Source organism: Caballeronia sp. LZ065 (assembly GCF_031450975.1).
In the GTDB taxonomy this organism is placed as follows: Bacteria; Pseudomonadota; Gammaproteobacteria; order Burkholderiales; family Burkholderiaceae; genus Caballeronia.
The window spans coordinates 182,632-194,323 of the sequence record NZ_JARUXV010000002.1; the positions used below are offsets into that span (position 1 = coordinate 182,632).

Sequence of the window (11,692 nt, forward strand, 5' to 3'; positions counted from 1 at the left end):
ACACGATCATGAATTGCGTCGACGTGTGCCCGAAGGGGCTCAACCCGACCAAGGCGATCGGCAAGATCAAGGAATTGATGGTGCGCCGGGCGGTTTGAGGAAAGGCAAGCAGTCAACGCGAAAGGCGCGGTCCCTCAAAAGGCCGCGCCTTTTTGTTTGGCGTGCACAGAAGGGCTCCTGGTCCGGCAGAGTACTATTCCCGCTTGCGAAGCCAACCGTCCCAGGTGCGTTCATGCCGCGCTCACTTCATCTCAGCAACCTTCGCCTGGCCGATGGCCAGCGCGTGTCCGTCACCATCGAAGACAAGCGCATCGCCGCGCTCGGTTCCGACCTCGCCGCGCCGCCTGGCATGCCGGTTGAAGACGGCGGTGGCGCATTGCTGTTGCCGGGCTTCGTCGAGGGCCACACGCATCTCGACAAAACCCATTGGGGACTGCCGTGGTATCGCAACGAAGTCGGCCCGTTGCTGACCGACCGCATCAGTAACGAACGCGCGTGGCGCAGCACCTCAGGACACAGCGCAGAAGCCCAATCGCTCGCACTCGCGCATGCATTCGTGCAGGCCGGGACCACGCGTTTGCGCACGCACGTGGACATCGATACCGATGCGGGCCTGCGCCATCTTGACGGCGTGCTCGCCACGCGCGACACCTTGCGCGAGATGCTCGACATGCAGATCGTCGCGTTCCCGCAGTCGGGCATGCTGATTCGTCCGGGCACGGCCGAGCTGCTCGATCGCGCGCTCGCCGAAGGTGCGGACGTGCTCGGCGCGCTCGATCCCGCCTTGATCGACCGCGATCCGGTTGCCTCGCTAAACATGACATTCGCGCTCGCGCAGCGCCATGGCAAGCCCATCGACATCCATCTGCACGAACCGGGCGAAGTGGGCGCATTCACGCTGCGGCTGCTGCTGGACCGCGTCGAGGCAACGGGCATGCAAGGGCAAATCGTCATCAGCCATGGCTTCTGTCTGGGGGCGCTTCCGGAACGCGAACGCGAACCCTTGCTCGATCGCATCGCGCACCTGCGCGTGGCATTGATGACGAGCGCGCCGCCGTCAGTTACCGTGCCGCCCTTGAAAACATGCGTCAACAAGGGCATCACGATATTCGGCGGCAACGACGGCATACGCGAGACCTGGACACCCTACGGCGTACCCGACATGCTCGAACGCGCGATGCTGATCGGCATGCGCTACGACCTGCGGCGCGACGACGATCTGCAGCTTGCGTTCGATACCGTCAGTGAAGCCGGAGCGCGCGGCTGCGGTTTTGCGGACTACGGCCTGCGCGTCGGCGCGCGCGCGGATCTCGTGCTGGTCGATGCGGAGTCCGTCGCACAGGCGGTCGTCGCGCGGCCGAAGCGCAAGCTCGTGATGGCGAACGGGCGCATCGTCGCGCGCGACGGCGCACTCGTCGCGTCCTGAAGCGATATCAACGCCGCGCGCCGAGCGTGAGCTTCACGTGGCGGTTGACGTCCTTGTACAACAGATAGCGGAAGCGTCCCGGTCCGCCTGAATAGCACGCCTGCGGACAGAAGGCGCGCAGCCACATGAAGTCGCCGGCCTCGACTTCGACCCAGTCCTGATTCAGCCGATACACCGCCTTGCCTTCCAGCACGTAGAGACCGTGTTCCATCACATGCGTTTCCGCGAACGGAATCACGCCGCCCGGCTGGAATGTGACGATGTTCACGTGCATGTCGTGACGAATGTCCTCGGGATCGACGAAACGCGTCGTCACCCAGCGGCCTTCGGTGCCGGGCATTGGAATCGGCTCGACGTCGAGTTCATTGGTCACGAAGGCGTCGGGAAGCGGCACGCCATCGACGGCTTCATAGTGCTTGCGCAGCCAGTGAAAGCGCGCGGCATCCTGATGACGATTGCGCAACTGCCATGGCACGCCCGGTGGAATGAACGCATAGCCGCCGGGCTTGAGCACATGCAGCGCGCCCTGCAGCGTCAGTTCGATTTCGCCTTCGACGATGAACAACACGCCTTCGGCATCGGGATCTTGTTCGGGCTGCTCGCTGCCGCCACCGGGCGCGACTTCCATGATGTACTGCGAGAACGTCTCGGCGAATCCGGTCAGCGGGCGCGCCAGCACCCATAGACGTGTCTTGTCCCAGAACGGCAGATAACTGGTGACGATGTCGCGCATCACGCCTTTCGGAATGACGGCATAGGCTTCGGTGAACATCGCACGGTCGGTCAGGAGTTCGGTCTGCGCCGGATGGCCTCCATGCGGCGCATAGTAGGGTTGGCTTGACATACGAGAGTCTCCGTAAGGGTGGACGTCGCATGCGCGTGGCGGAGCCGTGATCGTTGCGCCGTGCCGCGCATCGAACCATCATAGTCTTTTCGGCGCTTCCCGATGGCGCCTTCGCCGTGACCGCTTACAGCGGGACGTCTTCGATCAGCGCGAAGCGCAGTGCGCGAATGCGACGATCCACGAAGTAACCGCCGCCTTCCGTGTAACGCAGATAGAGGCGCCCGCAGACCGAGCATTCCCACACGCCGCAGCGGTTATACGGGAAGTAGCGCGGCGCGATGGGCGCATCCGCTGACCAGTACTGAATCTTGTTGGGCAAGTATTCAGCGAAGGTGGGCTCCGGATCGTCTTGCGGCCACAAGGTGCCGATCTCGCGCAGCAACGATTCGTCGAGAGAAAGCGGTTGTGATTGCCAGCCGTCGAGCGGAGTCTTTGTGCAGGCGCACGGGCCGGGATCGCCGGCCTCGGCGCGTCGTGCTAGTTCGATGAGTGCTGCAGTGTCCAGAGTGTCGGGCATGACGCGTGAAGTCGAAGAGGCGAACGCGTCATCATGCGCGCGCACGCCTGGGTTCGGCAAGTCCTCAACCGTTCATCATCCGGTCACGCTGCAGCGCGACCCATGCGCGATCGAAGCGGCCTTGCGCGATGGCTTCGAGCTGTGCCGCTTCCTTCTCCGCCTGCTTGCGTGCGCCAGCGATGACCGCTTCGACATCGCCGGGCGCGATGGCCAGCACGCCGTCCTCGTCGCCCACGACGATATCGCCTGGATGCACCACCATGCCACCCACTGTCACCGGCACGTTGATCTCGCCGGGTCCGCTCTTGTAGGGCCCGCGATGCGTGACGCCGCGCGCATACACCGGAAAATCACGCTGGCTCAGTGCGCCGACGTCGCGGATTGCGCCATCGATCACGAGGCCCTGCACGCCGAGGCTCGCGGCATAGCTCGCCATGATGTCGCCCATCAGCGCCTGCGTGAGTTCGCCTGCGCCATCGATCACGAGCACGTCGCCGGGGCGGCAGTAATCGAACGCGCGATGAATCGCGAGATTGTCGCCACCGCGTGTGCGCACCGTGACCGCGGTGCCGGCCATCGGCCGCGGCCGATGATACGGACGCAGCCCGGTCGTGCCGCTCACGCGGGCCATGTTGTCGCTCAGAAGCGATACCGCGAGTTGGCGCAACGCGTCGAGCGTCGCGGGGCTCGCCTGTACCGCTGATTCATGTTCGCGCCAGCCGGCCGGGTTCATGTCGTTGCTCCTTCGATGGATGGTTGTTGTCGGTCGAGCTGCGCGTTGAGGCGTCCATACACAGTCCGCGCGTTGTCTTCGTAGATGCGCTGGCGGTCTGCATCGGCGAGCCATTCGATGGCGTCGATATAGCGGCGCGTATCGTCGTAATGATGGCCGGTCTCGGGATCGATGCCCGGCACCGCGCCAATCGTCTCCGATGCAAACAGAATGTTCTTCGCAGGAATCACCTTGGCGAGCAGTTCGGCGCCGGGCTGGTGATAGACGCAGGTATCGAAGAACACGTTGTTGAGCAGATACTCGGTGAGCAGCGGCCGCTTCATGTCCTGCGCGAGTCCGCGATAGCGTCCCCAGTGATAGGGCACCGCGCCGCCGCCGTGCGGAATGATGAACTTGAGCGTCGGGAAGTCGGCGAACAGGTCGGCGCTCAGCAACTGCATGAACGCGGACGTATCGCCATTGATGTAATGCGCGCCTGTTGCATGAAAGTTCGGGTTGCACGATGAAGAGACGTGGATCATGGCCGGCACGTCGAGTTCGACCATCGCTTCATAGAGCGGATACCAGGACCGGTCCGTGAGCGGCAGCCCGGACCAGTGCCCGCCCGATGGATCCGGATTCAGATTGCAGCCGATAAAGCCCAGCTCTTCCACGCAGCGTCGCAGTTCGGCAATGCAATTCTCCGGCGCCACGCCGGGCGCCTGCGGCAACTGACACACGCCGACGAAGTTACGCGGAAACAACTCGACCACGCGATGCACGAGGTCGTTGCATGCGCCTGACCAGACGGCGTTGGCTTCGGCGGTGGCGAGGTGATGTCCCATGCCGGCGGCGCGTGGCGAGAAGATGGTGAGATCGGTGCCGCGTTCGCGCTGGATGCGCAACTGTCCGCCTTCGATGCTCGCGCGAATCTCGTCATCGGACACGCTGGGCAGCGGGGGCGGCGTATGGCCGTCCTTCAGCGCGGCGATCTGTTTCGCGCGCCATGCTTCGTGCTGCGGGGGCGAGGTCGTATAGTGGCCATGGCAATCGATGATCATGCGTTAAGTCCGTTGCGTTGAATGCGGATTCAGGTGCGCGCGGCGGGGTCGCCGGCGGGCAGGGTGGAGGCTTCATCGTCGGCGGGCTTGACGCGCATGACCAGCGCGATCACGGTGGCCACGACGAGGAACGCCGCGATGGTCAGCAACGCAAGCTTGAAGTTGCCGGTTGCGTTGCGCACGAGGCCGATGCTCCACGGCCCGACCAGCCCGCCGAACTGCGCGATCGTGTTGATGAGCGCGATGGTCGCTGCGCCCGCCGCGCCGGTCCGGAACGACGACGCGAGACTCCAGAACAGCGGATTGCCTGCGTAGATAAAGAGGCCGGTCACGCACAGCAGCACATAGGCGATGACGGGGTTGGGCGCATAGGCGCTGCCCGCGATGGCCACGGCGCTCATGCCATAGACGAAGGCGAGATGCTTCTTGCGGTCGCCGGTGCGGTCGGAGCTGCGGCTGATGATGAAGGTGCCGAGCACGCCCAGCAGCGGCGGTGCGGCCGAGAGAAAGCCGACTTCGATGTTGCTCAGGTGGCCAAGGCTCTTGACGATCTGCGGCAGCCAAAGAAAGAGCCCGTAGATGCCGACCAGCGCGCAGCCGAACAGGCAGGCGAGGCTCCATACGCGGATGTCGCCCGCGACGCGCAACAGCGGAAAGTGCGTGGCCCCGCCCACGGCTTCGCGTTCGGCGGCGAGCGTGGTTTCGAGCCACTGCTTTTCGTCGTCGCGCAGCCAGTCGGCTTCGGCGGGCCGCTCCGTCATGATGCGCAGCGTGAGCAGGCCGAGCAGCATCGCGGGAATGCCTTCGAGGATGAACATCCACTGCCATCCTTGCAGACCCAGCACGCCGTTCGCATAGGTCATGAGCATGGTCGATATCGGGCCGCCGAGCACGGCCGAGAACGATCCCGCGATGATGTAGCCGCCCACCGCGCGCGCCCGGTAACGCACCGGAAACCACTTGGTCAGATAGACCGCGACGCCTGGCAGGAAGCCCGCTTCCATCACGCCGAGCAGGAAGCGCAGCACGTAGAAGCTCTTGTCGTCGAAGACGAAAGCGGTGGCTGCGGCCACGGCGCCCCAGGTCAGCAGGATGCGGGCAATCCAGCGGCGCGCGCCCACGCGATGCAGCAGCAGATTGCTCGGCACTTCGAGCACCATGTAGCCGACAAAGAAGATGCTGCCCGCGAAGCCGAACACGGCCGGGCTGAAGCCGAGCGCCTTGTTCATGTCGAGCGCCGCGAAGCCGATGTTGATGCGGTCGAGATAGTTGAAGAACATCATCGCGAAGAGCAGGGGCATGAGGCGCCCGTAGACCTTTCGCATCGTCTCCGCTTCATTGAAGGGGGTCATGCCGTCTCCAGGTTCTTTCATCGGATCACAAGGGCTCTGCGGCCCCGCTTTACAAACAGCCTGCGCCGTCCTTGCATTCGGGCTGGCTGACGCGCACAGCAAGCCAGCCTGTACGTTCGATCGATGATAAGAAGCGCGGCGGCGCGCGTCCAAGACGCGTTGCTTATGCTTCTATAAGCTTTCGCTTATAGTGCGGGAGGATCGAGGGAGGGCGGAAGACAGTGCAGGAAAGCGTGCAGATGCGCTGAATCGTCCTCGCTGCGAAAGGTGGCGGCGAGCGTCGACCAGAGCGATGCGCCGGGGCCCGCGAGCGGGCGGAACACGACGTCCGCGCGCCCGTGCCGCGCCACGGATTTTCCGACGAAGGTCACGCCGAGCCCGGCGGCAACGAGTGCGATCGCGGTCTGGATTTCATAGGCCTGATGCGCGATGAACGGCGTCACGCCCGCATCGCGATACAGCGACTGCACGGTGTGCTTGAACTGCGCGTTCTGGTGTTTCGGATAGACGATGAGCGGGGTATCGGCGAGTTCGGCGATGCGGACTTTCTTCCGTGCCGCGAGCGGATGATCCGGCGAGAGCACGGCCACCACGTGCTCGCGCAGCAGCGTGTAGGAGGTGCAGCCCGGGATATCGAGTGGCTGTCGCCCGATGCCGACATGGATGCGCAAGTCGCGCAAGGCATCGGTCTGCTCCTCGGTGAGCATCTCGAAGAGTTTCAGTTCGACTTCGGGGTAAGCCTGATGAAAGGCTTTGAGCGCGGGCGGGAGGATGCTGTACATAGCGGAGCGCGTGAAGCCGATTGCGAGCCAGCCCCGTCGCCCGACGCCAATCTCCTGTGCGCCGAGGCTCGCCTGCTCCCATGAGCCGAGGATCTGGCGCGCTTCCGTGCAGAGGTAGTGGCCTGCTTCGGTAAGCCGCAGCGGCCGTCGCGCGCGGTCGACGAGTTGCGTGCCGAGCCGGTCTTCCAGCAGGCGGATCTGCTGGCTCAAGGCGGGTTGCGCGATGTGCAGGCGCTCCGCTGCACGGCTGAAGTTCAGTTCCTCGGCGAGAATGACGAAGCATTGGAGGGATCTGAAGTTCATCGGGCTGTTCCTTGGGACAAGACCTCATGATGTCACAAGGCATACCTGACGCGCGCCGCTCGCTAGCCCAATCCCCCGACCAGCCGCGCCAGAAACGCATCACACGCATCCAGCTGCGCTAGCTGGACATACTCATCCGGCTTGTGCGCAACAGCGATATCCCCGGGACCGCACACCAGCGCCGGTACCGAGAGCCGCGTCGAGAACAACCCGCCTTCCGTACCGAACGCGACCTTGCGCGTGTCCGTTCCCGGTGGCAACAGCGCCTCCAGAAAGCGCACCGCGTCGCTTGCGAAGTGCGTATCGAGACCGGGATAAGCATTCACTTCCTCGATCTCCGGCAACGGCGCGCTACTGTCCGCCGCGGCGCGCGCCCGAATGCCATCGAGAATCGCTTCCGCGCGATCCGCTGCCAGCGTGCGGATCTCGAAGTCGAGCGTGCATTCGTTCGGCACGATATTCAGCGCACGGCCGCCGTGAATCGTGCCGACGTGAATGGTCGAATAAGGCACGTCGTAGCCATCGTCCTGTGCGCCGTGTTGCGCAAGCTGCTGCTGCGCCGCGCGCATCGCCGTGATCCAGTCGGTGGCGACGTGAATCGCGTTCGTGTACTGCGGCGCGAGGGCCGAATGACCTTCCTCGCCGCAACAGACCGCGCGATACGCGGCCTTGCCCTTGTGACCGGTGGCGATCTGCATCATCGTCGGCTCGCCGACCACGCACAGCTCGGGCCGCACCGGCGCGCTCTCCAGTACGTCGATCAGCCGCCGCACGCCCAAGCAGCCGATTTCCTCGTCATACGACAGCGCGAGTTGCAGCGGCTTCCTGAGCGTGCGCGTCGAGGCATCGAGCATCGCCACGACTGCGCACGCCACGAAGCCTTTCATGTCGGCCGCGCCGCGTCCGTACAGGCGTCCGTCGCGCACGGTCGCCTCGAAGGGCGGCACGGTCCACGGCTGGCCTTCGACCGGCACGACATCGGTATGGCCCGAGAGCATCACGCCGGGCACATGCGCCGGTCCGGTGCTCGCGAACAGGTTGGCGCAGGTGCCCGCATCGTTCCTGACGAGCGTGCAGGCAATCCCCGCCGCGCCGAGCAGCCCCGCGACATGCTCGATCAACGCGAGGTTGGGCGTGCGCGAGATCGTCGGGAAGGCGATCAGCGCCTTCAGCAACTCGGCGCTACGGCTTGCTGTCATGCCGGCTTCACCGCGGTCACGTCAATCTCGACCACCCATTCGGGCCGCGCGAGCGCCTGCACGACGATGCCCGTGGAAACCGGAAACACGCCCTTGAGCCAGCGGCCCATCACGTTGTAGACGGCCTCGCGATAGCGCGGATCGATGATATACACCGTCACCTTGCAGATGTCTTCGAGCTTGCTGCCGCATTCGTCGAGCAGCATCTTGACATTCGCCATCGCCTTCTCGGTTTGCGCGGTGACATCGCCGATGCCCACCGACTCGCGCGTGTCGAGGTCCTGGCCAATCTGGCCGCGCAGATAGATCGTGTTGCCGGCGATCACGGCCTGGCACAGGTCGTTATCGAGCTTCTGTTCCGGATAGGTTTCGCGCGTATTGAACTTGCGGATGCGGGTATGCGTGGTCATGTCGTGTCGAAAAAAAGTGGAATCAGTGCTGAAGAATTTTCGAAAGAAAGCGTTTCACCGCAGGGCTGGCCGCGTCCTGGAAGAACGCATCAGTGGGGCTGTCCTCGATGATCGCGCCGTCCTCCATGAACACAACGCGATGCGCGACACGTCGCGCAAAGCCCATCTCGTGCGTCACCACCATCATGGTCATGCCTTCACGCGCGAGCTCCACCATCACGTCGAGCACCTCGTTCACCATCTCGGGATCGAGCGCGGAGGTCGGTTCGTCGAACAGCATGGCCATGGGGTCCATCGAGAGCGCACGCGCGATGGCGACGCGCTGCTGCTGGCCGCCCGACAGTTGCCCGGGATGCTTGTGCGCATGCGCCGAGAGTCCGACGCGATCGAGCAGTTCGCGCGCCTTCTCACGCGCACGGGTCTCGTCGCGGCCCAGCACGATGCGCTGCGCGAGCGTCAGATTGCGCGTCAGGTCGAGATGCGGAAACAGCTCGAAGTGCTGGAACACCATGCCGACGCGGCTGCGCAGCTTCGGCAGGTTGGTCGACTTCGCGGCGAGCGAGGTGCCGTCGACGAGAATGTCGCCTTTCTGGAACGGTTCCAGCGCGTTCACCGTCTTGATGAGCGTCGATTTTCCGGAACCGGAAGGCCCGCAGACCACGACGATCTCGCCCTTGTTCACGTGCGTGGAACACTGCTTGAGCACGTGATGCGCACCGTACCATTTGTCGATGCCGCGAATCTCGATGACCGGTGTCGTCATTTGTCGAAATACCCCGCGCGGATCGACGCGCCGATCAGATTGAGAATCAGGCGGCCCGCCGTGATGCACGAGATCAGGTTTTTATCGTCCTTCTCCGGCTGGATCTCGACGATATCCATGCCGACCACGCGCCCCTTCTTCACCAGACCGTGAATCAGCTTGCGTGCCTGTACGAAGGTCACGCCGCCCGGCGCCGGTCCCGCGACCGCTGGCATCACCGAGGGATCGAGACCGTCCGCGTCGATGGTCAGGTAGTAGTTGCCGCCATCGGGAATGCGGGCGAGCACCGCTTCCATGCCGATGTCATGCAGCTCGTAAGCCGTCACCAGGTCCGCGCCATACGCGCGTGCCGCGACCAGTTCCTCCGGACGGCCGCTGCCTTGCGCGCGCAGACCGATCTGGATGATGCGATCGACGTGCGCCATTTCGGAGGCGCGGCGGATCGGGCTCGAGAGGCCTTCACGCACGCCGTTGACATCGTCGCGCCAGTCGAGGTGGGCATCGATATGCACCAGCGTGATCGGGCCTTTCTGGTCGAGGCCGCGCAGCACCGGCGTAGTGATGCCGTGATCGCCGCCGAGCACGATGGGCATCGCGCCGCCCGCCGCGATGCGGCGCACTGCTGCTTCGGCGCGCGCATAGTGTTCGCCGGGCTTCGTCAGGTCGGGGATGATGTCGCCGCAATCGACGAAGCGCACATCGGTGCGGCCTTGCAGCAGCGGACCGTCGATATCGAAGTCGTAGTGATAGGGCTTGCGCACGACGCGATCGGTCGCCTGGCGGATCGCCGAGGGCGCGTTGGTCTGGTCGTTGCTGAAGTCGGACGGGTCATAGGGCGCGCCATACGGCATGCCGAGCACGGCGATATCGGCCTTCAGGTTGTCGATGTCGAGATCGAGTTCCGAGTACAGCAGCGTGGGATGACCGACGCGCGGCGCGACAGTGTATTGGGTCATGGGGTGTCTCCAGAGTGAGGGGAGGGCGCGTCAGACATGACGCGTGCGGCGGCCGATCACGGTCTCCAGGCGCCGGCCGACGCCCGCCAGCAGAACGCTGCAGATCCAGTACATCAAGGCCGTCGTGCCGAGCACTTCGACATAGGCGAACGTGTTCGCGGTGAGCAGGTTGCTCTGGTACGTCATCTCCGGGAGGCTCATCACGGAGAAGATGGCGGAGTCCTTGAACATCATGATGACGAGGCTCGTGGTGGGCGGCGTGATGAAGCCGAACAGCTGCGGCGCGATGATGTGACGCTGCGCCTGCCAGAAGGTCATGCCGAGCGACAGCGACGCGAAGGTCTGGCCGCGCGGCACGGAGCGCAACGCGGCGCGCAGGATCTCGCAGAAATAGCCGCCGGTGTAGAACACCGTGCAGCCGATCGCGACCGACATCGCCGAGGCCGGCACACCGAGCTTCGGCAGGCCGAAGAACGCGAGATACACGAGGATCAGGTACGGAATGTTGCGCACCAGTTCGACGTAGGCGAGCGCCACGGGCCGCAGCACGGTACGCGACTGCGCCGCATAGGCCGCGGCGATGCCGGCCACGATGCCCAGCGGAATCCCGGTCACGCTGACGAGCGCGGTGATGCGCAATCCTTCGAGCAGCGGGGGAATGGCTTCACGGACGATCGAGAAATCAATGGCCATGGGGAAGCATCCTCGCAACGCGGCGTTCGCATACTCGCGAAGCAGCGGAAATCAGGAACAGGATCACGAAATACACGGCGGCCGTGATCGCGAAGACCTGCAGCGGCAAGTCGGTCTGCAGTGTCGCGTTGCGCGCGACGGTCGCGAGCTCGGGCACCGCGATGATCGACATCAGCGACGACGCTTTCAGCAGGATCGTGAACTCGCTGGTGAGCGGCGGAATCGAGCGATAGATCACTTGCGGCAGCAGTACATGACGCCAGACCTGCGAGGTGCGCATGCCCACCGCATAGCCTGCGGCGCGCTGACCCCAGGAGATCGTGCCGAGCGCGCCGCGCAGGATTTCGACGATATACGCGCTGGTGTTGCAAGCCAGCGCGGCGATCCCCGCCGTGACCGGCGAGACCGAGATGTCGAGCAGCGCGGGCACCATGTAGTACGCGATCAGCATGTGGATCAGCGCGGGCGTGCCGCGAATCAGGCTGACCCACAGAATGACCAGCGAGCGCAGCGGCGCGAATGGTGAAATGCGCGCGAGCAGCAGCACGATGCCGAGTGCGAGCCCGATCACGAAGGCGCACGCCGACGCGCCCAGCGTGAGCGCCGTGCCAGACACGACGCCGTCGAGGAAGGGCGCAATGACGCCGCCCGGGTCGATCCAGTCGAACATGGCG

At 64.5% G+C, this 11,692-nt stretch carries 13 protein-coding genes and 1 pseudogene; 2 read left to right on the plus strand and 12 right to left on the minus strand.

The window, feature by feature from the left end:
• Both sdhB and QCE63_RS15000 read left to right on the plus strand, forming a co-directional pair.
• Positions 1-98 (plus strand): annotated as a pseudogene (gene sdhB, locus QCE63_RS14995) (succinate dehydrogenase iron-sulfur subunit); the annotation flags it as partial.
• Between the two features lie 134 nt (positions 99-232).
• Positions 233-1,426, plus strand: coding sequence for an amidohydrolase family protein (locus QCE63_RS15000; protein ID WP_309834059.1), 1,194 nt, complete (start codon positions 233-235; stop codon positions 1,424-1,426).
• A 7-nt stretch (positions 1,427-1,433) separates the two neighbouring features.
• On the opposite strand, the gene QCE63_RS15005 is transcribed toward QCE63_RS15000, so the two are convergent.
• The 12 genes from QCE63_RS15005 to QCE63_RS15060 all read right to left on the minus strand — a co-directional run bounded on the left by QCE63_RS15005 (position 1,434) and on the right by QCE63_RS15060 (position 11,688).
• Positions 1,434-2,270, minus strand: coding sequence for a bifunctional allantoicase/(S)-ureidoglycine aminohydrolase (locus QCE63_RS15005; protein ID WP_309834060.1), 837 nt, complete (start codon positions 2,268-2,270; stop codon positions 1,434-1,436).
• 124 nt (positions 2,271-2,394) lie between these two features.
• Positions 2,395-2,787 carry a hypothetical protein gene (locus QCE63_RS15010; RefSeq protein ID WP_309834062.1) on the minus strand — a complete coding sequence of 131 codons (393 nt, stop codon included), beginning with the start codon at positions 2,785-2,787 and terminating at the stop codon, positions 2,395-2,397.
• Positions 2,788-2,851: 64 nt separating this feature from the next.
• The gene (locus QCE63_RS15015; RefSeq protein ID WP_309834064.1) at positions 2,852-3,520 is read right to left on the minus strand and encodes an RraA family protein; all 669 of its coding nucleotides are present in this window, start codon (positions 3,518-3,520) and stop codon (positions 2,852-2,854) included.
• Positions 3,517-4,560, minus strand: coding sequence for an amidohydrolase family protein (locus QCE63_RS15020; protein ID WP_309834065.1), 1,044 nt, complete (start codon positions 4,558-4,560; stop codon positions 3,517-3,519). The genes QCE63_RS15015 and QCE63_RS15020 overlap by 4 nt, the downstream gene beginning before the upstream one ends.
• Positions 4,561-4,589: 29 nt before the next feature.
• Positions 4,590-5,912: an MFS transporter gene (locus tag QCE63_RS15025; protein ID WP_309834066.1), complete on the minus strand. Its 1,323-nt coding sequence runs from the start codon at positions 5,910-5,912 to the stop codon at positions 4,590-4,592.
• 185 nt (positions 5,913-6,097) lie between these two features.
• Positions 6,098-6,997, minus strand: a complete 900-nt coding sequence (locus QCE63_RS15030) for a LysR family transcriptional regulator (protein ID WP_309834067.1) — start codon at positions 6,995-6,997, stop codon at positions 6,098-6,100.
• A 62-nt stretch (positions 6,998-7,059) separates the two neighbouring features.
• Positions 7,060-8,196, minus strand: coding sequence for an acetylornithine deacetylase (gene argE / locus QCE63_RS15035; RefSeq protein ID WP_309834068.1), 1,137 nt, complete (start codon positions 8,194-8,196; stop codon positions 7,060-7,062).
• On the minus strand, positions 8,193-8,606 hold the full coding sequence (locus QCE63_RS15040; protein WP_309834069.1) for a RidA family protein: 414 nt from the start codon (positions 8,604-8,606) through the stop codon (positions 8,193-8,195). The genes argE and QCE63_RS15040 overlap by 4 nt, the downstream gene beginning before the upstream one ends.
• A gap of 22 nt (positions 8,607-8,628) precedes the next feature.
• Positions 8,629-9,369: an amino acid ABC transporter ATP-binding protein gene (locus QCE63_RS15045; RefSeq protein WP_309834070.1), complete on the minus strand. Its 741-nt coding sequence runs from the start codon at positions 9,367-9,369 to the stop codon at positions 8,629-8,631.
• The gene (locus QCE63_RS15050) at positions 9,366-10,325 is read right to left on the minus strand and encodes an agmatinase (protein WP_309834071.1); all 960 of its coding nucleotides are present in this window, start codon (positions 10,323-10,325) and stop codon (positions 9,366-9,368) included. Before QCE63_RS15050 ends, QCE63_RS15045 begins: the two co-directional genes overlap by 4 nt.
• Before the next feature lie 30 nt (positions 10,326-10,355).
• Positions 10,356-11,018 carry an amino acid ABC transporter permease gene (locus tag QCE63_RS15055; protein ID WP_309834072.1) on the minus strand — a complete coding sequence of 221 codons (663 nt, stop codon included), beginning with the start codon at positions 11,016-11,018 and terminating at the stop codon, positions 10,356-10,358.
• A complete protein-coding gene (locus tag QCE63_RS15060) occupies positions 11,008-11,688 on the minus strand; it encodes an amino acid ABC transporter permease (RefSeq protein ID WP_309834074.1) in 681 nt (226 codons plus the stop codon). Before QCE63_RS15060 ends, QCE63_RS15055 begins: the two co-directional genes overlap by 11 nt.
• Between the last annotated feature and the right edge of the window lie 4 nt (positions 11,689-11,692).

What these genes read in the sequence shown, in the direction of transcription:
- QCE63_RS15000 (WP_309834059.1), top strand. Translation starts at nt 233, where the DNA reads ATGCCGCGCTCACTTCATCTCAGCAACCTTCGCCTGGCCGATGGCCAG.
- QCE63_RS15005 (WP_309834060.1), bottom strand. Translation starts at nt 2,270, where the DNA reads ATGTCAAGCCAACCCTACTATGCGCCGCATGGAGGCCATCCGGCGCAG.
- QCE63_RS15010 (WP_309834062.1), bottom strand. Translation starts at nt 2,787, where the DNA reads ATGCCCGACACTCTGGACACTGCAGCACTCATCGAACTAGCACGACGC.
- QCE63_RS15015 (WP_309834064.1), bottom strand. Translation starts at nt 3,520, where the DNA reads ATGAACCCGGCCGGCTGGCGCGAACATGAATCAGCGGTACAGGCGAGC.
- QCE63_RS15020 (WP_309834065.1), bottom strand. Translation starts at nt 4,560, where the DNA reads ATGATCATCGATTGCCATGGCCACTATACGACCTCGCCCCCGCAGCAC.
- QCE63_RS15025 (WP_309834066.1), bottom strand. Translation starts at nt 5,912, where the DNA reads ATGACCCCCTTCAATGAAGCGGAGACGATGCGAAAGGTCTACGGGCGC.
- QCE63_RS15030 (WP_309834067.1), bottom strand. Translation starts at nt 6,997, where the DNA reads ATGAACTTCAGATCCCTCCAATGCTTCGTCATTCTCGCCGAGGAACTG.
- argE (WP_309834068.1), bottom strand. Translation starts at nt 8,196, where the DNA reads ATGACAGCAAGCCGTAGCGCCGAGTTGCTGAAGGCGCTGATCGCCTTC.
- QCE63_RS15040 (WP_309834069.1), bottom strand. Translation starts at nt 8,606, where the DNA reads ATGACCACGCATACCCGCATCCGCAAGTTCAATACGCGCGAAACCTAT.
- QCE63_RS15045 (WP_309834070.1), bottom strand. Translation starts at nt 9,369, where the DNA reads ATGACGACACCGGTCATCGAGATTCGCGGCATCGACAAATGGTACGGT.
- QCE63_RS15050 (WP_309834071.1), bottom strand. Translation starts at nt 10,325, where the DNA reads ATGACCCAATACACTGTCGCGCCGCGCGTCGGTCATCCCACGCTGCTG.
- QCE63_RS15055 (WP_309834072.1), bottom strand. Translation starts at nt 11,018, where the DNA reads ATGGCCATTGATTTCTCGATCGTCCGTGAAGCCATTCCCCCGCTGCTC.
- QCE63_RS15060 (WP_309834074.1), bottom strand. Translation starts at nt 11,688, where the DNA reads ATGTTCGACTGGATCGACCCGGGCGGCGTCATTGCGCCCTTCCTCGAC.